This is a genomic window from Ruminococcus bicirculans (ex Wegman et al. 2014) (assembly GCF_000723465.1).
GTDB lineage: Bacteria > Bacillota > Clostridia > Oscillospirales > Ruminococcaceae > Hominimerdicola > Hominimerdicola aceti.
The window spans coordinates 1650970-1676784 of record NZ_HF545616.1 but is presented as its reverse complement, the minus strand read 5'-3'; the positions used below and the strand labels follow the sequence as shown (position 1 = coordinate 1676784).

20 protein-coding genes are annotated in these 25815 nt (G+C 42.0%); 5 read left to right on the top strand and 15 right to left on the bottom strand.

The window, feature by feature from the left end; translation table 11 throughout:
* Positions 1-3 precede the first annotated feature (3 nt).
* The 5 genes from RBI_RS07655 to RBI_RS07635 are packed head-to-tail and all read right to left on the bottom strand — an operon-like array spanning position 4 to position 6762.
* Positions 4-408: a very short patch repair endonuclease gene (locus RBI_RS07655; protein ID WP_081855993.1), complete on the bottom strand. Its 405-nt coding sequence runs from the start codon at positions 406-408 to the stop codon at positions 4-6.
* Positions 401-1984, bottom strand: a complete 1584-nt coding sequence (locus RBI_RS07650; RefSeq protein WP_038672105.1) for a DNA cytosine methyltransferase — start codon at positions 1982-1984, stop codon at positions 401-403. Before RBI_RS07650 ends, RBI_RS07655 begins: the two co-directional genes overlap by 8 nt.
* 29 nt (positions 1985-2013) lie before the next feature.
* On the bottom strand, positions 2014-3780 hold the full coding sequence (locus RBI_RS07645) for an AIPR family protein (protein ID WP_038672103.1): 1767 nt from the start codon (positions 3778-3780) through the stop codon (positions 2014-2016).
* A complete protein-coding gene (locus RBI_RS07640) occupies positions 3767-4801 on the bottom strand; it encodes a PD-(D/E)XK motif protein (protein ID WP_038672101.1) in 1035 nt (344 codons plus the stop codon). Before RBI_RS07640 ends, RBI_RS07645 begins: the two co-directional genes overlap by 14 nt.
* Positions 4798-6762: a Z1 domain-containing protein gene (locus RBI_RS07635; RefSeq protein ID WP_158455125.1), complete on the bottom strand. Its 1965-nt coding sequence runs from the start codon at positions 6760-6762 to the stop codon at positions 4798-4800. Before RBI_RS07635 ends, RBI_RS07640 begins: the two co-directional genes overlap by 4 nt.
* A gap of 309 nt (positions 6763-7071) precedes the next feature.
* Between RBI_RS07635 and RBI_RS07625 the strand changes: the two genes are divergently transcribed.
* Positions 7072-8233 (top strand): IS3 family transposase gene (locus tag RBI_RS07625; RefSeq protein WP_242843625.1). Its coding sequence is split into 2 segments (ribosomal slippage): positions 7072-7356 and positions 7358-8233, totalling 1161 coding nucleotides; the frame shifts between segments, so codons are not numbered across the junction.
* On the opposite strand, the gene RBI_RS07620 is transcribed toward RBI_RS07625, so the two are convergent.
* From RBI_RS07620 to greA, 4 genes are all read right to left on the bottom strand, one after another.
* Positions 8200-8907 (bottom strand): hypothetical protein, encoded by a 708-nt coding sequence (locus RBI_RS07620; RefSeq protein ID WP_038672099.1) that lies wholly within the window; start codon positions 8905-8907, stop codon positions 8200-8202. The two genes, RBI_RS07625 and RBI_RS07620, sit on opposite strands and share 34 nt — an antisense overlap.
* Positions 8894-10381: an ATP-binding protein gene (locus RBI_RS07615; RefSeq protein ID WP_051706633.1), complete on the bottom strand. Its 1488-nt coding sequence runs from the start codon at positions 10379-10381 to the stop codon at positions 8894-8896. Before RBI_RS07615 ends, RBI_RS07620 begins: the two co-directional genes overlap by 14 nt.
* Before the next feature lie 394 nt (positions 10382-10775).
* Complete coding sequence (gene lysS / locus RBI_RS07610; RefSeq protein ID WP_038672097.1) at positions 10776-12347, bottom strand: lysine--tRNA ligase; 1572 nt, start codon at positions 12345-12347, stop codon at positions 10776-10778.
* A gap of 37 nt (positions 12348-12384) precedes the next feature.
* Entirely contained in the window at positions 12385-12861 is a 477-nt protein-coding gene (gene greA, locus RBI_RS07605) for a transcription elongation factor GreA (RefSeq protein ID WP_022287906.1), read from the bottom strand.
* 256 nt (positions 12862-13117) lie between these two features.
* Between greA and RBI_RS07600 the strand changes: the two genes are divergently transcribed.
* Together RBI_RS07600 and RBI_RS07595 are read left to right on the top strand one after the other, a co-directional pair.
* Positions 13118-14458 carry a family 43 glycosylhydrolase gene (locus tag RBI_RS07600; protein ID WP_022287905.1) on the top strand — a complete coding sequence of 447 codons (1341 nt, stop codon included), beginning with the start codon at positions 13118-13120 and terminating at the stop codon, positions 14456-14458.
* A gap of 11 nt (positions 14459-14469) precedes the next feature.
* Entirely contained in the window at positions 14470-16257 is a 1788-nt protein-coding gene (locus tag RBI_RS07595) for a glycoside hydrolase family 5 protein (protein WP_051706631.1), read from the top strand.
* 63 nt (positions 16258-16320) lie between these two features.
* Here the strand turns inward: RBI_RS07595 and RBI_RS07590 are convergent, their stop codons facing one another.
* From RBI_RS07590 to RBI_RS07580, 3 genes are all read right to left on the bottom strand, one after another.
* Positions 16321-18294, bottom strand: a complete 1974-nt coding sequence (locus RBI_RS07590) for a CotH kinase family protein (protein ID WP_051706628.1) — start codon at positions 18292-18294, stop codon at positions 16321-16323.
* Positions 18295-18497: 203 nt separating this feature from the next.
* A complete protein-coding gene (locus RBI_RS07585) occupies positions 18498-19265 on the bottom strand; it encodes a type III pantothenate kinase (RefSeq protein ID WP_022287902.1) in 768 nt (255 codons plus the stop codon).
* A 24-nt stretch (positions 19266-19289) separates the two neighbouring features.
* A complete protein-coding gene (locus tag RBI_RS07580) occupies positions 19290-19913 on the bottom strand; it encodes an ECF transporter S component (RefSeq protein WP_038672095.1) in 624 nt (207 codons plus the stop codon).
* A 467-nt stretch (positions 19914-20380) separates the two neighbouring features.
* Here RBI_RS07580 and RBI_RS07575 point away from each other — a divergent pair, with 467 nt between their 5' ends.
* On the top strand, positions 20381-21595 hold the full coding sequence (locus tag RBI_RS07575; protein WP_038672093.1) for an iron-containing alcohol dehydrogenase: 1215 nt from the start codon (positions 20381-20383) through the stop codon (positions 21593-21595).
* A 152-nt stretch (positions 21596-21747) separates the two neighbouring features.
* Complete coding sequence (locus tag RBI_RS07570) at positions 21748-22332, top strand: GNAT family N-acetyltransferase (protein ID WP_147338057.1); 585 nt, start codon at positions 21748-21750, stop codon at positions 22330-22332.
* Positions 22333-22397: 65 nt separating this feature from the next.
* On the opposite strand, the gene radA is transcribed toward RBI_RS07570, so the two are convergent.
* From radA to RBI_RS07555, 3 genes are all read right to left on the bottom strand, one after another.
* Positions 22398-23771: a DNA repair protein RadA gene (gene radA, locus RBI_RS07565; RefSeq protein ID WP_038672091.1), complete on the bottom strand. Its 1374-nt coding sequence runs from the start codon at positions 23769-23771 to the stop codon at positions 22398-22400.
* A gap of 131 nt (positions 23772-23902) precedes the next feature.
* Positions 23903-24766, bottom strand: coding sequence for a PSP1 domain-containing protein (locus RBI_RS07560; protein WP_022287897.1), 864 nt, complete (start codon positions 24764-24766; stop codon positions 23903-23905).
* Positions 24767-24807: 41 nt separating this feature from the next.
* On the bottom strand, positions 24808-25803 hold the full coding sequence (locus RBI_RS07555) for an ATP-binding protein (protein ID WP_038672088.1): 996 nt from the start codon (positions 25801-25803) through the stop codon (positions 24808-24810).
* Positions 25804-25815: the final 12 nt, after the last annotated feature.

The following is a 25815-nucleotide window of genomic DNA, read 5'->3' as shown; positions in this document are numbered from 1 at the left end:
GTTTTATTCTCCTTTAATCTCAGAAATAAGACGTTGTAGCCTGTCCTCATTAATTTCACATTCCCAAATAACAATAACTTTCCAGCCTTTCTCTCTCATTTGGTCATGATATTTTTTGTCACGTTTTTTGTTATTAATAAGCTTATTCGTCCAATATTCTGTGTTTGATTTGGGCCATACAAAATTATCACAATTGTGCACATGCCAAAAACACCCATTGATATAGATTGCGGTTTTATATTTAGGCAGTACAACATCAGGTTTACCAGGATACCGTTTATCATTTTTTCTGAAACGAAAGCCTTTGCGATGAAGAAAACTTCTAACTATGATTTCAGGTTTGGTATCCTTGCTGCGAATATGTGACATATTCATACTGCGGACTTCTTTACTATGATTATCAGCCATTTTTCTTTTGATCCAAGTATGATGCAAGATGCTCAGCGATAGCTTTAGCAAGTATTGGAGGCACAGCATTGCCGACTTGCTGATACTGTGAATCCTTTGTTCCGCAGAAGACAAAAGAATCAGGGAATGTCTGAAGTCTGGCTGCTTCTCTTATGCTAACTGCTCGGTTTATGGTTGGATGAATCCACATAGATTTCCGCACGTTAACAACGGTACCAGACGGTTTTTCATAGTTTAAACGTTGGTAAATAGTATTTTGCGTGCGGCTAACATCGGTATATGTATTTTCTTTTAATGTCACGTCAAGGAAATGAAAATTTTCACCCTGTCCAAGAGCTTCAAATCGAGCTTTGGCAACAGCTCTTGTTTTAGTAATAATATGATTATACAACTTTTTACTATCTCTGAGAAGAGGGGTAAGCGACGTTGGTTCAAAATCGTCTGTTAGTTCTGCACCACTGTCTTCAGATGTTTCAAATACGGTTCGTACGTTCTCAATATCTTTTATGGCATCTTTTACAGTATTGTAATTATCTTTTGTAAATGTTCCTGTGGGCATTTCGATGTTTTGAGCAATTTCATTCTTTACCCCAATAAATACAAAACGATTTCTTCTCTGCGGCGCGCCAAATTCCAATGCATTCAGTACTCCCATGTTAAAAGTGTAGTTTCCAAGCATCTTAGTGATATATTCAAGAACAGAATATGACTGTATAACAGCTACAATACCGTTCTGGCAAATAATCTCATCTATTTGCAGTTCATTATCATAGATTTCCTTTATTCGTGAAAGACATCTTTGAATCATAATTGTTTTTTCAATGCGTTTTACCACCTGATCTGCATCTATTATTTTATCAAAGAAGTCAAAAATGGCATCTGCTGCTGCGTCGAAACATTCATATACTCCATTATTATCAGCCTGTTTTATCTTTTCTGCAAGTTTAAGATACTTTTTCTGATAGCGGTATAAAGCTTCTCTGCACTTCTTCAGGTTTTTTCGCTGACGATATGCAATGTTAAGCAGCTTGTAATCTTCCTCAGGCCAAAGTCTTGCTTCAACTTCATGCAGACTGCGAATATCCTCGAATATTTCTTTTGAGAAGTATTTTCCTTCCAAGAGCAGAATCTCTGATGGAGTAGTTTCAATGTTATATTCATCGATTATCTCTGTCTCGCCGGTACGCAAATAAAATCTATGAACGTCAGATTTTAGCATTTCAACGTTCTCCATGACAAATGCCTTAGGCTTTAGTTCCTTTACAGCTCTGACATATTGCTTTACAAGCATATTGTTTTGGCTTATAATACGATTCTTCTGTCTGTTAGCCATTGAGAATCCCTGGCAAGGGGGACCTCCAATAACGACATCTATATTTCCGAGTTTCTCTCCTAGTTTTACAAAGTCTGCTGAACACACATCAGAAAATACTTTTGTTCCCGAATGATTTTTCTTGTATGTTTCCTGCGCATTTTGATTTATTTCAAATGCAGCAGCAATTTCATATTTGCCTGTTTGCTTAAATCCCAGACTTAGACCTCCGGCACCGGCAAACAAATCAATTACCTTATGCATTTCACTAATTCTCCTATTCTGACGGCATATTATATAGAATCGTTCTGAAAACGCTCTTTAAGCATTATCCAGCAATCTTCTTTTTTACACCATTGAGTTACATTAACGCCCTTTGCGTTATTCGTATTTGGATTCATGAAATGATTCCAAACTTTATAGCATAGATTTTCTATAAGCTGTGATATTTCAGGAGATATGTTCTGATGCTGCCATATATAGCTGAAATCAACCCTATCGCCATAATACTCTGATAGCAGAGCAATCGTATAATAATTAAGTTGAGCTTTATATCCACCGAAATTCTGAGCATCTACTATTTTATCACATTTCTGAAAAAGAATAACCTGAGCAATAAGATTGCAATAAAACTTTTCATCTGGCTCTTGGATTTCACCGGACTGTATCATTTCAGAATATCTAATAAAGTTTGTTTCTAACCCCTTACTGACAATATCAGGGTGTCTCAGCCAACACATCGCACACTTAGCGGCCACTGTCTTTGAGATGCATTTATTCTTAGGATTTTGCTCTTTATATTTTCTCTTTGATGCAGCAGTAAGCTGTCTGTTAACTTCAACACTGTACTGTCCTCTTGCACGTTCATAAAACCATCGCTGAGAAGGCTTTCCTTTTTCAACAGGAATGAACACACGTCTTGACAGCTGCTCAAGCTTAATATGGAAATCATCATTAGCACTGAAATCAGACATGGTAATCTTGTTTTGACTGTTTGCGTACCTTGATATGTTGCTTATTACGGTATCCATCTGCTCATCAGCTTTAATTACTGTAAGCTTCATCTGAACATTAACATTGGAAAGATCCACTTTGTTTTGAAAGGCAGCATATATTGATGCCGTTGTTTGACCGCCGTTAACAATTTGCCAGCCGACAAGCTCTTTTATGAGAATAAAATCATTGGTGCTTTCATTTTCATCTATGACAACTTTCTCAGCAATCGTAGAAATACCGTTGTTATACGCCATGAACATTGCCGGATTGCTCCTCAATGTATCTCTGATGCCCTTATTGACCTTTCCTGTCGCTTGCAGGAACGATCTGACATTCTTTTCAATAAGCCGCTGACCTTCATCACGGTATATTTCCGCTAAGCATTCTCCTGATATGTAGCCAACATAACAGTCATAAACATCGCTCTCCTGCGGTATCTTGATGAGTTTCAGTCTATACTTGTATTTGTTTTTAAAACGTATTACAAGTTTTTCTGCTTCTTTCCTCTGGTAGACAGCCTGAACAAGACGTTCAATATCCCACACATCATATTTTACGGTGGTTTTATTTATCATGGCATCTTCCGGCAAATCGCTGTTAATAAGCTTATTAGTAAGGAGAACAACATAAAGATTTTCGATTTTATCTTTATTTTCCTTTATGAACTCATAAAGCATATATTCGTTTGATGATTCTTCCATTTCATCAAGAACACTCATGCTTGAACAGCATAATTTATAGAATTTAGACGCTTGTCTGCATATCTTGGCTGTTTCCGATTTGTTTAGCTTTTCAATTTTGCCGTTCTTTTCATAGCAGCTGACTATGAGAGTGAGGCTTTGAAAATATTCACTGAAAGCATACGCATTAACCTTAAACTTTTCTGACTCTTTCATGCAGTAGCTTACTTCTGCATCAGCAGTTTTTGATTCGCCAAAATCAGCAAGATAAGATAGAAAAACGCTTGTAAAGGCGCTTTCTGTATTTTCAGAATGCTCCGAGGCATATTCCTTGACTTCTTCTATTAACTCCTGATTAAAATCATCTAATTCACGATTCTCCAATTAATATGCCTCCCTTCAAAGTATTAATTATATCACTCCACTCAATTACAAAATCTGAGCAGGCGTTTAGATCAAGTGAGTATGTTACCTCTGATATACCGTTATCGAGGTTATCTGGTACAATATTTGGGAAAGTATCCTCAACTTTGTATGTTTGGTACGATCTCAGATGAAATCCCAGCGTATATCGCTCTTCACATGAAGATATATAGCCGTATTTAAACAGTTTCTCCTCAAAAAGAGATCTGTATGGTTCTGAAATACCGCTATGGATAGATTTAATAATCTCAGGTAAAGTTGTGCCGTCGCTGCGGCTCTTTCTTACCATATTGACATACAGAAACAATGTGTTCTCCACATCTTTAGGGTTAAGCTGATGTTCACTGCTGATCCTTATCTTTTCATTTGATTTTGCAGATGTTGTCTTTACTTCAATCGCAGATCCATTCACATAAAAATCGTGAGTTTCCTTATCAGCTCCGCTCCAATATGATACAGCTTCATCACCAAAATTGAATATCAGCTTTTGTAGGACAAGCAATTCCCCATAAAGACCTTCCTGCAATTGCTCCGACATAATAACATCGGAATTGAGTGCAAAGAACTTTTTCCACTTGCTTAACGTGTCTGACAAGCAGCTTATCATTTTCTTTTGAGTGCTTATTTTTTCAAGCTGATCGGTGATGTCGTTGGCTATTATTTCAAAAATGCCGCTGTCGTAGTCCTTTGACTGAGAAATGATTATGTACTCGTTCTCACTGTTCGGATTTTGATATTCAGTGATATGATCATATGCAAATTCTATTCCGTGCCACTTGGGGAAACGGCTCAGAGGCTCCTTAGTACAGTCTTTGGGCAGCATTACTGCAATAATTCTCTGGTGATCCTTTGCAGCAACAATATAGACAATTCGTATTTTATTTTTCAGGAGAATACTTCTATTCAATACAGTTAAACTGGAATTCTCTGCTTTTTTAAAGTCAGCAATGATCTCCTGATATATTTTTATAGCATTACTCAAAATTCATCACCATTTTCAATTGCGATAGGATTCAATCGGTATGTCCTGCCATTTCCTTTTCCTTCATTATCCGGAAATACAGCAATAAATCCGAAAGGTGTCTTGTATGTCTGTCCGTCTATTTTTAATCCGGCTATTTCTTCTGTATCAAGAGGACAAAGAATAAGCAAACCACGGTCTCTCGTTCTCAGTTGTTTTCTTATCTTATCGTCACTGTCTCCCTTTGCTTTCATCTGTTTCATTTCTTCAAACTGCTCTTTTGAGAAGTCAAGGTACTCTTCATCCTTAGACTTTAGCGATTTTATGGAGCATATAGAAGCATCAGCCTCATATTGACCTTCGCTTCTTTTCAAACCTTGTCCTATACTGCAGCCGCCAATGGTTAAAGGGGGATTTTTGCGTCCAGTATTTTTCAGGCACACTGTCCATTTCGTAAGTCCGCCTAACAAAATTTGGTCACGGATATAGTCGGCTAAAAACAGTGACTTGACTTTGCTTGCGTTTGACGATGTTCTGTATTCGGACAAGAAATCAGCCACAAGGCTTCCATCAACATCATCCCAAAAAATATGGTCGGTGCCGGATTTTCTATCAAGTTTATCCCAGTGATCTGAACTAATATCTCCAAGATTGGAGATAAATCTTTCCACCGCTTCAAAGTTCAGATTATATGTATCCGCATTTCTGTCCATTGATCTTGTTTGGCTTACTGTATTGCTGAATGTAAGGGTGCACTCTTGTCCTGTTATAAGTTTATTTCTTGCTGAGATCAGCATATCAGGGTAAGATGCAATTCTTAAACCGAAATCCATAGGTGTACGGTTATATTCGTTCATATAATGAATCTGGTTGCGCAGGTTTTCTGTCGCAAAAGAAACAACCATGAACCAGCGGAACAGTTCATCAGAAACAAAAAGCCGGCAAAGGTCAGTGTATTTAGGCCTGAAGCCAAACCATCTGCCCATCTGCATAAGGGTATCATACATCTGAGAAGAACGCATAAAGAAGCTTACTGTCAATCCCTCAAGCGTTAATCCTCGTGAAAGCTTGTCTCCGCCAATCGCAATAACATTAAGCTGACGGTCTTCATCTTTGAATTCTTTATAGCAGAGAACATCATCGCTTTTTCCGTTAATTTCAAACACTCTAATCTGGTGATTGCCGATAAGACGCTTGATCTCTGTTTCAACATCGCTCCAATCAGAGCAGTCTACGCCCTCCATGTAAGCAGAGAAGTCCTGCTGCATTTTCTTTGTTGTAGGAACAAAATCTTTGTCCCACAAATCATGCAGGGTATCAATTATTTCTGTGTCACCGCCGTTAATATATGACTGTACTTCGCTGAAATAATCGTCAACCATTGATTTCAGTGAATTCTGAACGTCATTCAGCCTGTTGACATGAATCAGCATAGAGTTAGGCTCCAAGACCTGACCTCTAACATTTCTCGCAGCTGTTATTATTATAAAGCAAAGAATTGCTTTCTTCAATTCGTCAGGAAGCGGTGAGATAATCTGCTTGGTCTTAGAATCAATGAAATTATCGAGTTCGGTGGTAATTCTTCTGCGTAGAGGCATTGTTTCGCTGTTTTCATCTTCTCCGAAAAACTCCATCGCTCCAACATAACCTGCCGGCTTCGGAAGACATACTATAAAATCTTTAGGGAATAAATCATCTTCAAGCTCATCATCGCTGATCTGCGGGGGAATAAAGACATTAGCATACGGTGTGGCAGTATAACCAACGTAGGAACGGCATGAGAAAAGAGATAATATTTTTCTAATTAATTCATTAATTCTTGATACATCTGATTCGTCACTTATTTCACCGTTACGATCAGTTTTATACTTTGTATTTACTGAAGCTTGATCTGCTTCGTCATCGATAATAAGGAGCGAATATTCACATGGGAATTTCTTTTTGCCGTCAGGATTCGTAACAATAGCATGATTTTTTGACAAATTATCATAAATGCATTGTAAAACAGTGTTTTTCTTTTTTACAATGAAAATTTTAGGCTGTTCGTATAGTTTACTTACACTTGCTCTATTTTTTGTGAAGTCGCCTTTTTCATCTCTTGATGTAAGAGGTTCTATTGACTTATCCATCTTAAAGTTAAGATTACCAACACCTATTACTGACGGAACTAAACCAGATTTTTTCTTTAAATACTCTATACTGGTTTATAATGTACCCTAGAAACTGAACACAAAATTGCCAAAACATCGTGACAGTGGTATAATAAAAGAAAGAAACAGGAGGACACGATAATGGCGAAGAGGAACACATACACACCGGAGTACAAGGCAAAAATCGTAATAGAAATACTGGAGGGAGAGCAGACGATCAGCGAGATAGCAAGTCGTGAAGGAATCAACGTCAATCAGCTGAAAAATTGGAAAAAGGAATTTCTTGAGAATGCATCCCGTGCCTTTAATGGTTCAAAATCAGAAAAGGAAGCAAAAAGAGCAGCTGAGAACTCAAAAAAGCGGGAAGAAAAGCTTATGCAGAAAATCGGTCACCTGACAGTTCAGGTGGACTGGCTCAAAAAAAAATCTGAAGAAGTGCTCGGACCTGACTGGAAGGAAAAGTCTGGTTATGAAGAATGATAGGCTGAACATTAAGGAACAGTGTGAACTGCTTGAAATCAACCGCACTTCGATGTACTATCAGCCTGTTGAACCGGCAGAAAAAGCCTTGGAGCGTGAGGAATACATCAAATCACGTATTGACTACTGGCACACAAAATTCTGCTACATTGGTCATCGGAAAATCAAAGAAAAGCTTGTACAGGAAGACGGGATTGCAATCGGCAGAAAGCTTGTCAGACGTTATATGGCGGAAATGAATATCTGTCCGGTTTATCCGAAATCCAATCTTTCAAAGCCCGGAAAGAACAGTTTAAAATTTCCGTATCTGCTGAAAAATCTAAAAATTGACCGACCAAATCAGGTATGGTCAATTGACATCACCTATATCAAAATGGGGCGTAGCCATATGTATCTGACAGCGATTATTGATTGGTACAGCCGTTTTATCGTGGGCTATGAATTGTCTGATACGCTGGATACTGCACCGGTTTTAGCAGCAGTCACAAATGCCATGGAACAATACGGCAATCCTGAAATTATCAATTCTGATCAGGGCAGCCAGTTTACAAGCAATGACTATATTGAATTTCTGAAAGCGAAGAATATCCGCCAGAGTATGGACGGAAAAGCTAGATGGGTGGATAATGTGGTAATTGAACGCTGGTTTCGCAGCTTGAAAACGGAGTTGATTTATATCAATGAATACAGCAATCCCAGAGAGCTGCGCCAGCAGATTGGTAGTTACATCAAGGATTACAACAACGAAAGACCCCATCAGGCGCTTGGCTACAAGTTGCCTGTGCAGGTTTACCAAGCCAAGTCTGTATGCAATGCTGCATAAATTTTGCTTACGTTTTTTGGATGGCTATACAAAGTTTTCGCTGTCACGATAATTTTTTTCATTTGTGTCTTGACAAGGGGGACATTATAGGTTTCAAAACCGAGAACTTCCTCGTCAATACGCATCTGTGTCTGGCTTCTCAGGTTATTATGCATACCTGCGAGAACTATTATTATTCTATATCCTGCATCTACAGCTTTGTTTATAAGTCCGATATAGTTAGCCGTTTTACCTGACTGAACATAACCGAATACGGCACCGTATGATTTTTCAGGAACGCCGGAGTTTGGATTTGAGATACAGTTCATGACAAAGTCAGTAGGTTCGTTAATACTTTTTTCGATGGTTTTTTGGCTCCACTTCTTTGTGCCGGATAAATATGCTTTATACCTGTTCCAGTATGTTCCTTTAAAACCGGAAGTCTGCCTGAGACTATTCCACCATTCTTTATCCTTGCCTTTACGATTATCGGCACTAAGCATTGATGCTATGTCATTACTCGAAAAACTAACCTCTCTATAAAGATATTCTCTTAAATCCTCAGAGTTAGAAACAAGAGGTACCATCATATCTACGATCTTATTAATGGCTTCAACCGGTTCAAGCCCCTTTTCTTTTTCCCCAAGGCACAGTGTAAAAGCGGCTTCGTATGTTCTCAGTTCATTTTGTTCCATTGCAGGCCTCCATATATATATTATCAAAATCGTCCATCAAGGCAGAGTAATCTGGCAGTTGTTGTAAAAGGCTTCCTGTTTCTTCTTTTGAGCTGCCGTTGATTGTTAAGGTTGAAATTAACCGTTTAGCTTGGTATGCAAGTTCGTTGTATTCATTTTCAGGCAGAACACCCTTGCTTACTGACATATCATTAACTCCTGAAAGCTCCATAGGGGAGCATTTTTCAACAAGGTTCAGATAAGCATTTAATAGTTCTTTTTGTTCGGCAGAAAGTGTAATTTTTAGTTTATTCAGCAAAGTATGCTTTTTATTAAGGAAAAAAGAATATGAACCTCTTGAATCCTTTCGCTGTTCCCAGACATAACTAAGCTGAGGAGCATGTGCATTTCCTTTCCGATCAGAATATGTACCTCTTGAATTATATACCTTTACCGATTGCTTTGTTGCTTTCTCAGCAGCGATCCGAATAATATCATCAGTATAAGCTGGAGGAACAGCTTTTGACTTTTTTATATCTATCTGCCAGTCAAAGTCACTGTCCGAATATATATCCAACTGTATTCTTGCTAGGTTAAAGGACATTTCCTTCTTAAATAATCCAAACCACGTTCCATATATGATTAAGCGTTTATTTCGATAAACATAAAAGCCTTGATGGTGAAGCCAACCTTTATATCCTCCGGCAGCTCTAACTTCATCATCATTTGCAAATTTGGTTTTATGCGGAAGGACATAGGGGCGTATCACAACCTTATGACCATTTTCGTTTACTTCCTCAGGCTCTAATTCCTGACGAGCTTTGTTGTCTGGTATAAAGGGGTTCCATGGAGTTAGCGGCGTTCTATTTACAATAATAGACATTTTCCCCGATTCCATAAACCTATGGAACACAAGTGAAAGATGATTTTTCACGTTATCTATCATTTTATAGAATTTTTTCTTCTCGTTAGCAGAATTAGATGATATAACCTTATCGATGTTAGAAATGCATACAACAGTTCCATTGTCATACTCTGAAATTCTATTTGACAATTGTTGGATAGACAAAGAGGATCTTTCTTCAACGAGTATCTGCCATTTATCCTCTTTTCTGACATAGTCTAAATCCCAGCTCGCATTATTAATGATACCGCTGGTCTTTGCAAGAACAGTTAATTTCTTTCCAAGAGAGAATGAGGCAGTTTTCATTCCCATACCAAATCGCCCAAGGTCATGAATGCTTCTCGAATTAAGCGGATCTGAGGAACCTATATTCATAGATTTCAGTAATTCTTGCTCAGACATACCATCGCCATTATCTGAAATGATAATAACTTGCTCTTGCCAGTTAAACTCTATGGTAATCGCTGAAGCGTTAGCAGACAGGCTGTTATCAACAATATCTGCTATTGCTGTTTCAGGAGTATATCCCACAGAGCGAAGCGAAGAAAGCAAGATATTAGCACTCGGTATAGAAGTAATAGGTTTACTCATCCAGCATTGTCCTTTCGCATAATATAATCTAACTAATTATACCACATTTTGACGAATTATTCAATAGATTTTCTACAAAAATGGACTAGTGATTGTTTTTTTGAAAAGACATTGATAAAATTGCAACGTCCTCGGCCATTCAGATTTCAGCACCACGATGAACGTCTACACCGACGCCACGAGCGACTTCAAAAAGAAAGAATTTCAGACCCTTGAAAAGCTTCTCAAAGGCGGCAGTGCCGAATAATAATAAAAAAGAGATCACCGATGAACCAAAACATCAGTGATCTCTCATATGTTATCATATTTTTTTATAAGTTTCTGACCGATTGGCGTAAAATTGGCGTAAGCCGTCGGTTAGACCTGCTGAAAACCCCGCAAGATCAAGGGTTTATCACTCCAACGTCTTCATTGTAGGGAACAACAGCACATCTCTAATAGCCGGGGAGTTAGTCAGCAGCATAACAAGTCTGTCAATGCCGTAACCAATACCGCCTGTAGGTGGCATACCTATCTCCAAAGCTCTCAGGAAGTCCTCGTCTGTGTGGTTTGCTTCCTCGTCACCCTGCTTCAATGCCTCTTCCTGTGCCGCAAATCTTTCACGCTGATCTATTGGATCGTTCAGCTCTGAGTATGCGTTGCACATTTCTCTGCCTGTGATGAAAAGCTCAAATCTTTCTACATAGTCAGGATTTTCTGGCTTCTTCTTTGTAAGTGGAGAAATCTCGATAGGGTGATCCATTATGAATGTAGGCTGAATAAGATGCTCCTCAACATATTCCTCAAAGAACAGGTTGAGTATGTCGCCCCTCTTGTGCCTTGCCTCGTATTCAATGTGATGCTCGTCTGCAAGTGCCTTTGCCTCTTCTGTTGTGGCTACCTGTGAGAAATCAACACCAGAATACTTCTTAACTGCGTCGATCATCGTCATTCTCTCAAAAGGCTTGCCAAGATCTATCATTACGTCACCGTAAGGTACGCAAGTTGTGCCGCATACCTCCTGTGCAACGTGCCTGAACATATTCTCCGTCAGATCCATCATGCCGTAGTAATCTGTGTATGCCTGATAAAGCTCCATAAGAGTGAACTCAGGATTGTGTCTTGCGTCAACACCCTCGTTTCTGAATACTCTGCCTATCTCGTATACTCTTTCAAGTCCGCCGACAATAAGTCTTTTCAGATAAAGCTCCAAAGAAATTCTCAGCTTAACGTCCTCGTCAAGTGCGTTGTAGTGTGTCTCAAATGGTCTTGCGGCAGCTCCGCCTGCATTTGATACCAGCATCGGAGTCTCAACTTCCATAAAGCCCTGTCTGTCAAGATATCTTCTGATAGATGAGATTATCTGCGACCTCTTTATAAATGTGTCCTTTACCTCAGGATTGCATATAAGGTCTGTGTATCTCTGTCTGTATCTAGTGTCCTGATCCTTCAGACCATGCCACTTCTCAGGCAACGGCAGAAGCGACTTTGAAAGCAGTACGAACTTCTGAGCGTGAATTGATATCTCGCCCATTTTTGTTCTGAATACAAAGCCCTCAATGCCAACGATATCACCGATATCGCCCTTCTTGTAATCGTCAAATTCTTCCTTGCCGATCTCGTTCATTCTCAGATAGACCTGAACCTTGTCGCTCTTATCTCTCAGGTCGAAAAAGCTTGCCTTGCCCATAAGACGTCTTGACATTACTCTGCCTGCAACGCTTACTGTTATGCGGTTTGCCTCGAGAAGCTCCTTGAGCTTTTCCTCGTCCTCGCCTGCCTGTGACTTCAGCTCAGCCTCAAGCTTTTCATACTGTGCTTTAGCCTCGGCACAGCTTGCCGTAACGTCATACTTTGTTATCTCAAATGGATTCTTGCCCTTGGCTTTCAGCTCTTCAAGCTTGTCCATTCTTATCTTCTTTAAGCTGTTTATGTCCTCCTGAGTAAGCTCTTCCTCAGGAGCGTTTGTGCGGTTTTCCTCGCTCATTTATATTTTCCTTTCCGTGTGTTTTGTAAGTGGTCTGTTACTTTGAAATGTCGATGACCTCGAATTTCAGCAGACCGGCAGGTGTTTCAGCCTCGAAAATGTCGCCTACCTTGTGCTTGAGTGCAGCCTTGCCTATAGGTGACTCGTCAGAGATCTTGCCGTTGTCAGGGTCAGACTCAGTTGAACCTACTATCTGAAGATCCTCGATCTCGTCAAGCTCGATATCCTTTATCTTGATGATAGAGCCTACGCCTATCTCGTTTACAGAAATATCATCGTCCTCAACGACAGTTGCGTTTGAAATGAGAAGCTCTAACTCATTGATCTTTGATTCAAGGATAGCCTGCTCGTTCTTAGCCTCGTCGTACTCAGCATTCTCGGAAAGGTCTCCGAAAGAACGTGCTTCTTTAAGCTTCTGAGCAACTTCACGTCTTTTTACTGTAATAAGGTATTCAAGTTCCTCCTGCAATTTAGCATAACCTGCTTTGGAAACAGTCTTAGAAATAGCTGCCATAATTAAACACTCCTATATCAATATAATTTTATACGGGTACTATCAACTTAATATTATACACGATTTGCCCTCTTTTGTCAAGGTCGGAAGCCGTCGCAAACGGGCTTTTTTGCACCTTTGGACAGTCTGCACGATTTTACATTTTGCACAAATTTTCACCTCTGACAGCGTGTTAGGATATTGAAAATAATAATAGTATGATTTATAATTATCTTATGATAAAACAAGTTATGAAAAAAAATAGGAGGAAATTTTCATGCCAAACCCCATTTTGCCTGCATGGGAGTATATCCCTGACGGCGAGCCGAGAGTTTTCGGCGATAGAGTTTATCTTTATGGCTCACATGACAGAGCCGCTCAAAGCGACTTTTGCGACTATAAACTGAAAGTCTGGTCTGCACCACTTGATGACCTTAACAATTGGGTCTGTCACGGACACAGCTTTCATACCCGTGATGACCGTGACCATAAGTCCGATACCGAGGGAATGACCGACCGCAAGCTGTTCGCTCCGGACGTTATAGAAAAAGACGGCAGGTATTATCTCTACGCCTATATAGTCGGCTCAAAGGGCGTTGTTGGCGTGTCCGATAAGCCCGAAGGTCCTTTCAAGCTCCTTTCTCAGTATAAATATGACCCTGAGGACGCAGGCGATGACGGCATTTATAATGATGCAGGCGTGCTCGTTGATGATGACGGCAGAGTGTATATTTATTACGGCTTCACAGAATCCAACTTCAACGAGATAGACCCTGCGGATATGTATACCATTAAAAAGGGAAGCTACAAAAGAGCGGTCATTGATGACAGCGACAACGCACCGCAGGAACAGCGTTTCTTTGAGGCAAGCTCCCCGAGGAAAATCGGAGATACATACTATCTTATATATTCCCCATGTGTAGGAAGCAGGCTTGCCTATGCAACCTCAGATAAGCCACAAGGCCCGTTCAAATATCGTGGATATATAATAGACAACGGCGTGGATTTCCCAGGCGGAAATGACCACGGCTCAGTGTGCAACATAAATGGTCAGTGGTATATTTTTTATCACAGAATGACAAACAATACCATAATGTCAAGACGTGCCTGCGTTGAGAAAATAGAGATTCTCCCTGACGGAACGATACCGACAGTGGAAATGACATCGCTTGGCTTTGAAGACAGCCTTGACCCTTTCAAGCCTTATCCTGCGGATATAGCCTGCGTGCTGAAAGGCGGCTGTTTTATCACCGAAAAGGACATCTTCACAAGAAGTATCGTGAACATCACCGAGGGTAATGTTATAGGCTATAAGTATTTTGACTTTGGCGAGGACTTTTCCTCAAAGACCATGAAGATAGCCCTGAAAGTCAGGGGCATGGGAACTGTTGCAAAGGTGGCGGTCTATGCTGATGACTATGAGAACAGCGAGCCTGTAGGCTATGTTGATATTGGCACAGGCGACGGAGTTTACACAGGAGTAGTCAAGTCACTCACAGGCAGACATTCTATCTATTTTGTGCCTACAGCTTTTTCAGATGAACTTGCCGATTGGATAGCAGATTATTTCAAAAACAAGCCGCTTTTTGAACTTGAAGAATTTGTATTTATGAAATAGGAGGGAATGACATGGAAAAGTTTAGGCTTATCCCGCTTCTTACTGCAGCGGTCATGGGCTGTACTGCACTGCTTGCAGGCTGTGGAAAGGGAAGCGACAGCTCTTCATCAAAGGCAGAGGAGGGCGCAAAGACCTCTGATGACGGAAGTATAAACAAAGACCTTACATCAACCGAGCTTGCAAGACTTCTGGGCAACGGCACAAACCTTGGCAACACAATGGAGGCATACGGTCATAAAAGCTATTCCGCAGACACCGACCCTGAAAGCTTTGAAACTTTCTGGGGTCAGCCTGTCACAACGGAAGAAATGATAAAGGGCATGAAAGCAAGCGGTTTTGACTCTCTCCGTGTGCCTGTGGCATGGACAAACGCAATGGAGTATGAAAAAGGCGATTACACCATAAATGAAGCCTATCTCGACAGAGTGGAGGAGGTAATAAACTACGCTTTGGATAATGATATGTATGTTATCATAAACGACCACTGGGACGGAAGCTGGTGGGGAATGTTCGGTTCTTCCAAGCAGAGCGACGTTGACAAGGCGTTTGAAATGTATAAGTCCATGTGGACGCAGATAGCGAACAGATATAAAAAATACTCCGACAGACTTATATTTGAGGGTGCAAACGAAGAGCTTGGTGACAGGCTCAATGACACAGACGTGTGCAAAAACTCAGGCTCGCTTTCAAAAGCCGAGTGCTATGAAATGGCCAACAAGATAAATCAGACCTTTGTTGACACTGTTCGTGCAACAGGCGGAAACAACGAACAGCGTTTTCTTCTTATCGCAGGCTACAATACCGATATCACAATGACCTGCTCAAACAAGTTCCAAATGCCAACTGATACCGCAAAGGATAAGCTCCTGCTTTCTGTTCATTATTATACTCCATGGGATTATTGCGGAACAAAGGGTCGCTCAGATTGGGGAACAAAGACAGACTATGAGGAGCAGAACAGACTTTTCAAGAACATGACAAAGTATTCCGAGCAGGGCTATGGCATAATAATAGGCGAGTATGCAGTGCTTACAAACGGCGGTGACCTAAAGAAAGGAACTGACAAGTTTATTGACAACCTCCTTGACAACTGTGACGCCTACGGCTTTGCACCATTCCTTTGGGATTGCAGTGATTTCTTCTCACGTTCAGAGCTTAAAATGCGTGATGAAACTGTGGCAAAGATATTTGATGAAAGACGCCGTGATAACCAGTCCTCGATGACAGTGGAGGAGGAAAGAGCCGCTGCTGTAAAGAAGCTTGATGAAACCCTTGCGGCTGCACCTGAAAAGCTAACAGATGATACCGCACCGCAGGCTGACGAGAACACAGCGGTGGCATGGATAATGTATCAGAGTGCAGATTTTTCCGTATGCTACAGCGTTGGTGACGAGTATGATCCGGTTTCAAAGAGCGACGGAGTTATCGCAGAAAACGCAGTTATAGACGGTGAGGGAACTTACACAGTAAGCCTTGATATGTCATCAAACAACGCCAACGGCATTGCATTCTCGGCTTTGGGTATCGCAAACGGTGAGAAGCTTTATCCGAACTATATCGCAACTATTGACGAGATAAAGATAAACGGCGAAGCTGTTGAAACCCTAGCGGAGGGCTATACGACCTCTGACGACCAGCTTTGCACAAGAGTGAATCTTGTGAACCAGTGGGTATCCACACCGCCTGAGGACGCAAGGATAGCAGGCGGTGACCTTTCAAAGGCTTCTCCAATAATACTTGACTATGCAGGAAAGATAAACACCCTTGAAATAACATTCACATACGCTCCTGCGGCATAAAATAAGCAATATAAAAACGGCAGTTCAGCATTAAGCTGTTCTGCCGTTTTGGTTTGTGAAATATCAGAACTGCGAATTAGTCCAGTCCACGATAGTTTGGATAGACTTATCACGCTTGTTAATGAACGCTCTTATGCAATCTGATGAAGCATATCCTCCATGAAGCGCTTCTTCAGACGAGCCTGTTTCTGGGTATCTTGCAAAGAACTGCTCATAAAGAGGGGAATAAATGCTCTCAAATTCTGCGAGCCTATCAAGTGCCTTTTCTTTTTCAAACGTACCCTCAGACATCTTTAAAAGCCTGTCATTGAAATCGTTCCTGAAATTCTCATTTGACATAAGATAAGCAAAACTCAGAACCGCAGGATTTTTCGTGTCCGTGTCAAGCAGTCCCTTTGGCTTGTAGTTATCCTCTTTCATGGTGTTCGTCCATGCGTCGCCTTCACCGCTCACTCCGCCGAACTCAACGTCATAGAACATGAAACGCCATTTGCCGTCTGCATATTCGTTGGAACTGTCTGTGTTCTGAACCTTCCACATTGACCAGTTTTTGCCCGGCCAATCCCACTTGTTGTTTATCCAAACCTCGGCAAGGAAATAATCTCTCACACTGTCGGTGTCAACAAGCTTTGAGAACTCCTCATAATCTGCCTGTGCGGATAAGTCTCTGTGAGAAGCGAAGAAATCTGTAAGCTCCTTGAAGAAATATCCTTCGTCTGTTTCTCCCTCCGGAAGCTTGCCCTCGTCTAGCTTGTAGCCGCTCTGATAGGTTTCTGCGTCGCCTTTGTAGACCACCACATCGTCTTTGTTCACACCATAGTGGCTTTCAAAATAATTGTCGGAATAGTCCTCTTCCAGCACATAAAGTCCCCAGTATTCGCCATTCAGATAAACAACGCATGGTCGTGAAGCCTTTGTTGAGCCGTCAAGCTCTGTCATAAGACTCTGCCAATAGGTGTCATTGAATTTTGCTGTAAAAGCACAATTTCCACCTGCACGGAGAGTAAGCGTCTTAAAGCTGTCGATAGTTTCATCAGACGCGTTTTTCAGCCCCTCAAAGACCTCATAATTAAACTTCTTTTCACCATATTTCTTTCTGGCATAAAGCCTGAATCCCTTTTGCAGGTCGGAGCGTGAATAGTTTCCCTGTATCCTTATGCCGCAATCCTGTGACAAAGCGTTCGTCACATTTCCCTCGGCTGAAATCTCGTTAAGCTCGATGTGACAATCACGTTCCCATTCCTTGCCACGCTGTTTGTAGTTTGCGTCAAGCTGTCTTGCAGTTTCGTTTTCTATGCTTTCTCCGCTGGCTTTATAGTCCTCAAGTGCCTTGCTGAAAATATCGCCCTTGACGTATATGCCGATCTTGCTGTCGAAAAGGTCAGCGTAGTCCATTGTGATGTTCATTACCGCAAGGTCATGCCCAGCCGCTTCACAGCTTTCTTTAAGTCCTTTTATATGCTCCTCTGCGCTTCCTATGTAAAAGCTGCCTGAGAAGCTTTGCGAAACGCTTCCGTCGCTTTTTTCACTTGACGCCCTTATAACAGTGCATTTGTCCACCGCATTGTCAGAAGGTGCTTTCTTGTTGCACCAGAAATCCCCCTCGCCAAAGCTGAACTCATTGAAATTTCCCGATATCATTTCTGTCGGCACGGCTGAGACCACATTAGGGTCATTGCTTCTGTCTTTTATCTCGATAGGGGCAGTGTATTCTTCTCTCGTGGCAGAGGTCCTAGGGTCTGTGCCGTCAGTGGTGTAGTATATCTTCTCGCCCTCGTTTGCGGTAAGCTCAAGTCTGAAACCGCTGTCATAAAAGCCGCTTTTCTGCGAAAAACCTACCACGCTGTCATTGATAACAAGGTCAGGCTTGTCTGTTTCAGGTTCGGTGGTGGTATTATCATAGTCTGAAACACTGCTGTCCGCTTTGCCGGAGCTTTCAACCGCTTTTGATGAAGCCTGTGAACCGTCCACGCCCTTTGAACAGCCCGACAGCATAAGCACTGCGGCCATAAGGCATAATATTTTTCTTGCGTTCATATATTTCCTGCTTTCTGTTTTATGTAAACGTTTTACTTTGCACATATGATTGTACCATAACAAAGTCCTGGAAGCAATAGAAACGCTCCATTTTCGGCATTTGCAACTGTTTGAAGCCTGTTTGTTTGTCTATTATGGATATAAAAAGCGACATAAAAAAGCGTCGGATAAACTACCCGACGCTTTGTGTATTGTATTTTAAATTATTGTTTGTTTTTATTGTAGATTATCATAAGCCCTTTAAGCAGAAGCTCATCGTCAATGACGATGTCACGCTTGCAGTAAGGAACTATTATCTTTGCCACACCGCCTGTGGAAACCACAGTGCATTTTTCACCAAGCTCGTTTTCTATCCTCTCTATAACGCCGTCAATGCTTGCGGCGTTGCTATGGATTATACCGCTCTTCATACAGTCGATAGTATTAGTGCCTATGACCTTTTTAGGCGGTACAAGGCTGATGAAAGGAAGCTGTGAAGCCTTGCCCGAAAGCGAGTCGAGGGAAGTTCTAAGTCCCGGTATTATCATTCCGCCTATGAAATTCTTTTCCTTGTCTATTACTGATATGGTAGTAGCAGTGCCCATATCTATCATTATGATAGGCACAGGGTAGAGGTTTATCGCCGCAACTGCGTCTGCAACTCTGTCGCTTCCAAGCTGTGCGGGATTGTCGAGATTTATCTTAAGCCCCGTCTTTATTCCAGGTCCTACCACCATGATGCGCTTTTTGATAAGCCTCTCCATCGCCTCTTTCATCGTGAGGGTAACAGACGGCACGACCGATGAGATTATGCCGCCCCTGAAATCTGACATATCTATAGAATGTATCTCAAGAATGTTCTTGAGCATTATGGCATATTCAAGTGCCGTGGACTGCTGATTTGTAGAAAGTCTTTCAACAAAAAGTATCCTGTCGCTTTCAAAACAGCCCATTACTATGTTAGTGTTTCCTATATCGACCGCTAAAACCATTTGTATGTTATCCTTTCGGTGAATTTATGCCTGCGCTTTGTTTTTGCTGGGTATGAACCTTGCCTTATAAAGTGCAGCACCCACTGTACCTGTAACAAATGTACATACAGCCATTTCGACCAGAGCGTTTATGCCTACAAAGGTGCAGATGAATACTATGATATTCTTTCCGCCCATAAGCTCTTTTACATAATCGGTGTTGCCGAAAAGCAAAACAAGTGCGCTCATAAAGAACGCAGTGTTCAAAAACGCAGTAAAAAAGCCCGTAACAGCATATGAAACATAATTGTTTGTTACCTTGCTCATGCCTTTTGCTATAAATCCTACGATAATGCCGTCAAGAAGTCTTGGTACAAATCGCTGAACGAAAGCCAGGACCGGATCGATCGCAACAAGTGCTGCACCCATTCCGCTTGGCACGCCTATTCCGAAGCACTGCAAAAAGCTGAGCAGTCCGAAAACTCCTCCAATGACTGCACTTCCCACAGGACCTACCGTTACAGCCGCTATGGCAATAGGGATTACGTTGAGAGTAATTACCAGCGGTCCGATAGGTATAGAACCGATAGGAGTGAACGAGAAGATCATTGTAAGAGCTGTCATCAATCCCAGTATCACCAATGATTTTGTGTTGACCTTTGTTTTCATATTAAATTTCCTCCTTGTTATTATTCCTCCATCATGGGAGGATACAATACAATACCAATATATTATAGCATATTTTTTCGCATATTTCCATAGCTTAAGTAAATTTTTTATGAATTTTTTTATCTTCATAAACAGGAATATTTCTGTGCTTACAAATGTATAATTTATTAACAAAAGAAAACGAAATAAGCACTGCGAAATTCCATATAGTGCAAACAAAATCGTGATTTTTCATGTAATTGTGATATTTTTTTCACCTGTTTTACACATTCATATGTACATTTAGCTGTATGCACATACTTATATATGCTATGTAAAAGTTAATAATTAATAGAATATTCATAGATTATGTTAGAATAGTTCATTGACATTTTGTATAATTAAAGTCAAGCAAAGAGAGAATTTGTGTGAGATTTACACAAACCTCTTTGAACACATTATTACATTACATATAGGAGGAATTAGAAATGAGATTTACATTACCAAGAGACCTTTATCACGGCAAGGGAGCATTGGAGAACCTGAAAACACTGAAAGGTAAGAAAGCTATCATCGTAGTCGGCGGCGGCTCAATGAAGAGAAACGGTTTTCTCCAGAAGGCAGAAGCTTATCTGAAAGAGGCTGGAATGGAAGTTAAGCTTCTTGAGGGCGTAGAGCCAGACCCTTCTGTAACAACAGTTATGAACGGTGCAAAGGTCATGCTCGAATTTGAGCCTGATTGGATCGTAGCAATGGGCGGCGGCTCACCTATCGACGCTGCAAAGGCTATGTGGATCAAGTATGAGTATCCTGACTGCACATTTGAAGATATGTGTAAGGTATTCGGTATCCCTGAGCTGAGAAAGAAAGCACACTTCTGTGCAATTTCTTCAACATCAGGTACAGCTACTGAGGTAACAGCATTCTCTATCATCACAGATTATGACAAGGGTATCAAGTATCCTATCGCTGACTTTGAGATCACACCAGATGTAGCTATCGTTGACCCTGACCTTGCAGAAACAATGCCACAGAAGCTGACAGCTCATACAGGTATGGACGCTCTGACACACGCTATCGAAGCTTATGTTTCAACAGCAAACTGTGCATATACAGATCCGCTTGCTATCCATGCTATCGAAATGATCCAGAAGGATCTCATTGATTCTTACAACGGCAATATGGGCGCAAGAGATAGAATGCACGACGCTCAGTGTCTTGCAGGTATGGCATTCTCAAACGCTCTGCTTGGTATCGTTCACTCAATGGCTCATAAGACTGGTGCTGCTTTTGCTGATTACGGTGCACACATTATCCATGGTGCAGCTAACGCAATGTATCTGCCAAAGGTTATCGCATTCAACGCTAAGGACGAAACAGCTAAGAAGAGATATGGCGTTATCGCTGATTATATGCACCTCGGCGGTTCAAACGATGACGAGAAGGTAAAGCTCCTCATCGAGTATGTAAGAGGCATGAATGACAAGCTCAACATTCCTCACTGCATCAAGAACTATGGTACAGACAGCTATCCATGTGAGCAGGGATTCGTTCCTGAGAACGTATTCCTTGAGAGACTCCCTGAGATCGCTAAGAACGCTATCGCAGACGCTTGCACAGGTTCTAACCCACGTCAGCCTTCACAGGAAGAAATGGAGAAGCTCCTCAAGTGCTGCTACTACGATACAGAAGTTGATTTCTAATTCTCCAGATTATAGAACAGAGAGCGTCCCGAACTTGTTTCGGGGCGTTTTCTGCTTTTTTGTGTATTTCGCTTAAAAACACTTGATTTTTGCTAGATTTTATGTTATAATTTTAGTAGACTTGGGAATTTTTATTATATAAGCAGGGGAGAGTGTTTATTTTGCAGGATATGGACTATTATTTTTCTCATTTTCCTGTGCTGGAAACAGAAAGACTCATACTCAGGGCGAAGACCGCTACTGACGCAGAGGATATGAAAACCTATATGGCTGACGAGAACCTTTACAAATATTGGGGCAGAAATATGACAAGGCAGGAAAGAGAGCCGTCGCTTTTTTTCGGACGCACTCTTAACAACGGCAAAAAGGATCATATAAGCTGGGGGATAGAGCTAAAGAAAAATCATAGGTTGGCAGGGGAGGTAAATCTCTTCAATATCGAGAATGACAGACAGGCAATGATAGGCTATCGAATCTCGGCGGCGTATCAGAACATGGGCTTTGTCACCGAAGCCCTTAGGCGTGTAATCAGATTTTGCTTTGAGGAAACAGGCGTGCAAAGGCTTGAAGCTGAGGTCATGACGGTGAACGTGGCTTCAAACAGAGTAATGGAAAAATGCGGCTTTACCTGTGAGGGAACAAAGCGTCAGGCAAAGTTTGTGAACATCTATACAGACTTCAATATCTATGGGCTTCTCAGAAGCGATATTATGGGAGAGCGTGCGGCTTCTACATAAGACAGAAAAATAACGGGCGGAAGATTTGGTCTTCCGTCCGTTTTGTGTTGTTCTGTATTAGTTTATCAGCCTATAGCTTTGAACGCCTCTCTTATTGAGCGCACACCGATTATTTTCATTGAAAACTTGCCTGTGTCAACGCTTTTCAGCGAATGTGCAGGAACGATACAAGTTTCAAAGCCCATTCGTTCGCACTCTGCAAGGCGCTGTTCACAGTGGGAGATGCTCCTAAGCTCTCCGCCTAAGCCTATCTCGCCAAGTGCAATGAGCTTGTCGCTTATTACCTTGTCCGTCAGCCCTGAATAGAGCGCCAACGCCACCGATAGGTCAGCCGCAGTGTCATCAAGCTTTAATCCGCCTACAATGTTGATGTAAACGTCCAGCCCACCGAAAAAATAGCCAAGCCGCTTTTCAAGCACAGCTATTATTATCGCCATTCTGTAGTAGTCAAAGCCCGTGGCAGTACGTCTTGGGGAGGCAAGCACGCTCTTGCACACAAGTGCCTGGACTTCCGCCATAACAGGCCTTGTGCCCTCCATTATGCAGGCAACGCAAGTTCCCGAAGCGTCTGTCGGTCTGCCTTCCAAAAACATCATAGAGGGATTTTCAACTTCCAGCAGACCGCTGTCAGCCATTTCAAACATACCTATCTCATTCGTTGAGCCAAAACGGTTTTTTATGGCTCGCAGTATCCTGTAGGTGAGATTTCGCTGACCCTCAAAATACAGCACGCAGTCAACAATGTGTTCCATGACCTTAGGTCCTGCGATAGCACCGTCCTTGTTGACGTGACCAACTATGAACATTGGTATCTCTTCCGACTTTGCTGTGCGCATGAACATATTTGTACATTCTCTTACCTGTGTCACAGAACCCTGCGCTGAGGATATCCCGCTTATGTTCATGGTCTGGATAGAGTCGATTATGACTATCTCAGGCTTTTCTTTTACTATCACAGAGCATATCTGCTCGCAGTCATTGTCTGCAAGAAGATACAGATTTTCAGAATCAACATGAAGCCTGTTTGCGCGAAGCTTTATCTGCCGTACAGATTCCTCTCCCGATACATAAAGTATGGTGTGGTCTTGCCCTAAATACTGACATATCTGCAAAAGCATTGTGGATTTTCCTATGCCCGGTTCACCGCCCAGAAGCACCAGAGAGCCTTTCACAAGCCCTCCTCCAAGCACTCTGTCAAGCTCTTTCAGCCCCGTTGCATAACGTATCTCGTTGTAGCTTGCGTCAACGTCGTCTATGCCAACTATCTTGTCGGAAATATCCCTGACAGTCGTGGGCTTAGACTTTGCACCGCCCGATCTGACCGCAAGCTCGACCTCCTCAAAGGTGTTCCATTCGCCGCAGTTAGGGCATTTGCCGTTCCATTTTGAAGTTTCATATCCGCACTGACTGCACACATACGAAGTTTTCACCTTTGCCATATGGTCGTTCCTTTCTGCATATTTATCTGATGATTTGGTGATATATAAAAATGCTGCGCCGATTTTGTGTAGGGGCGGCGCCCCCCACAGCCCGTTTATGTTGCGGTGATCGCTCGTGCAAAGCGCTGAAATTACTTGCCCTCAAGACCCTTGAGAGCCTTTATCTCGTCACGGTCGAGCCTTATAACAGAATCCTTTATTACCTCAATATCGTCTTTCTTTACCACAACAACATTGTCGTTTTTATCCATTTTAACTCTCAGCTTGCCTGTGAGCAGATTTACTTCCTCAACAACGCCTCTGCCCTCAGCAGTCTTGACGATAGCGCCCACCTTTGGTGTGTGCTTGAGAAGATCCTCATAGCTGTCCTGCTCGTATTTCAGACAGCACATAAGTCTTCCGCAAGTGCCTGAGATCTTTGTAGGGTTAAGTGACAAGCCCTGTTCCTTAGCCATTTTAATAGAAACAGGCTGGAACTCTCCCAAAAATCTTGAACAGCAGAAAGGCTGTCCGCAGATGCCAAGACCCCCAAGCATTTTTGCCTCGTCACGAACGCCTATCTGACGAAGCTCTATCCTCGTTCTGAATACCGCGGCAAGGTCTTTTACAAGCTCACGGAAGTCAACTCTGCTCTCTGCGGTAAAATAGAAAAGAAGCTTGTTGTTGTCAAAAGTACATTCAACGTCGATAAGATTCATTTTCAGCTTGTGAGCGGCTATCTTCTGCTCGCATATCTTGAAAGCGTCCTTTTCCTTTTGTCTGTTTTTTTCGATAGTTTTCATATCGTTAGGGGTGGCAAGCCTTATAATGCCTTTTACGGGGTTTGTGAATCTTGTTTCGTCTATTTCCCTGTCCACAAGCGCAACTTCACCACATTCAACGCCCCTTGCGGTTTCAACGATAACTTTGTCGCCCATTTTAACGTCATAGTCTTTTGGGTCGAAGTAGTATATCTTGCCAACGCTTTTAAAGCGTACTCCGATTATTTTTAACATCTCTTTTTCCTTTCAAATATATATCACGGCTTTGCCGTCAGCTACTTTCCTGTTACAGAATATATCTGTCCTGCCAGACTGTTTATAGTCAGGCTTATGTTGCAGTTTGCGTCTATCCTGCCTATGTAGTCAGAAACTATATCGTAAAGCCTGACCGCCTGATCTGAGGAAAGGCTTCTGCTGAGCGTCTTTGCACCCTCTTTCGCACAGCTCACAGACTTTTCACTTTCTCCACCGAGCCTGAATGCCGCACTGTCACGGAGTATCTCCTGAAAAAGGCTCAGCCCCTCTCTCAGCAACGTTTTTTTGCCGTCTGCCGCAAATAGCGTTTTCAAAACGTCATATTCGTTTCCGCCGCACATTGCGTCGCACAGACCTCTTGCAAGCTTCACGCTGTCAAAAAACTGGGAGTGTTCAAGATACTCGACACATCTGCCGATGTTTCCACGCCCTGCTGAAACAGCTTCGCTTATGAGCGCAGGGGCAACGGCAGGATATTTCTCCTGCAAACACGCCATGCTCTCCGCCTCCGTGACAGAGGTCATGCCAAGGGAAAGCACTCGTGAGATTATGGTAGGCAGAAAAATTTCCTTGCTCCTCGCCGTAAGTATTATAGCAGTATGCTCAGGCGGTTCTTCGATTACTTTAAGCAGAATGTTCTGCACCTGAATAACAGTGTTTACCGACAAGTCAAGGTCAGGAATTATGTATACTTTCATTCTCGCCTCGTTCGGTGCAACGGGAGCTTCCGCAACTATAGGTCTGATAGAATCGTCCACGATGTAGTTGCCGTTGCTGTTTGCCTTTGCCACCATAACGTCAGGGTGAGCTCCGTCGGCTATCATTCTGCAGGTCCTGCAAATGCCGCATGGCTCGCCTGTCTGACGTTCGCACAAGAGTGCCGCCGCTATCCACCGTGCAAGGGTCTTTTTACCAAGCCCCTTTTCTCCGTGTATCATTATGGAATGCGGCTCTCGTTTCTTTTTTATCATCTCAGATACGAGCCTGCGAGGCTCACTGTTTCCGTATATTATCAAGCCCTCAGACCC

Bases quoted from the DNA above. Each gene is read 5' to 3' on its own strand.
- RBI_RS07655 (WP_081855993.1), bottom strand. From the start codon at position 408: ATGGCTGATAATCATAGTAAAGAAGTCCGCAGTATGAATATGTCACAT.
- RBI_RS07650 (WP_038672105.1), bottom strand. From the start codon at position 1,984: ATGCATAAGGTAATTGATTTGTTTGCCGGTGCCGGAGGTCTAAGTCTG.
- RBI_RS07620 (WP_038672099.1), bottom strand. From the start codon at position 8,907: ATGGAACAAAATGAACTGAGAACATACGAAGCCGCTTTTACACTGTGC.
- RBI_RS07615 (WP_051706633.1), bottom strand. From the start codon at position 10,381: ATGAGTAAACCTATTACTTCTATACCGAGTGCTAATATCTTGCTTTCT.
- lysS (WP_038672097.1), bottom strand. From the start codon at position 12,347: ATGAGCGAGGAAAACCGCACAAACGCTCCTGAGGAAGAGCTTACTCAG.
- greA (WP_022287906.1), bottom strand. From the start codon at position 12,861: ATGGCAGCTATTTCTAAGACTGTTTCCAAAGCAGGTTATGCTAAATTG.
- RBI_RS07600 (WP_022287905.1), top strand. From the start codon at position 13,118: ATGCCAAACCCCATTTTGCCTGCATGGGAGTATATCCCTGACGGCGAG.
- RBI_RS07595 (WP_051706631.1), top strand. From the start codon at position 14,470: ATGGAAAAGTTTAGGCTTATCCCGCTTCTTACTGCAGCGGTCATGGGC.
- RBI_RS07590 (WP_051706628.1), bottom strand. From the start codon at position 18,294: ATGAACGCAAGAAAAATATTATGCCTTATGGCCGCAGTGCTTATGCTG.
- RBI_RS07585 (WP_022287902.1), bottom strand. From the start codon at position 19,265: ATGGTTTTAGCGGTCGATATAGGAAACACTAACATAGTAATGGGCTGT.
- RBI_RS07580 (WP_038672095.1), bottom strand. From the start codon at position 19,913: ATGAAAACAAAGGTCAACACAAAATCATTGGTGATACTGGGATTGATG.
- RBI_RS07575 (WP_038672093.1), top strand. From the start codon at position 20,381: ATGAGATTTACATTACCAAGAGACCTTTATCACGGCAAGGGAGCATTG.
- radA (WP_038672091.1), bottom strand. From the start codon at position 23,771: ATGGCAAAGGTGAAAACTTCGTATGTGTGCAGTCAGTGCGGATATGAA.
- RBI_RS07560 (WP_022287897.1), bottom strand. From the start codon at position 24,766: ATGTTAAAAATAATCGGAGTACGCTTTAAAAGCGTTGGCAAGATATAC.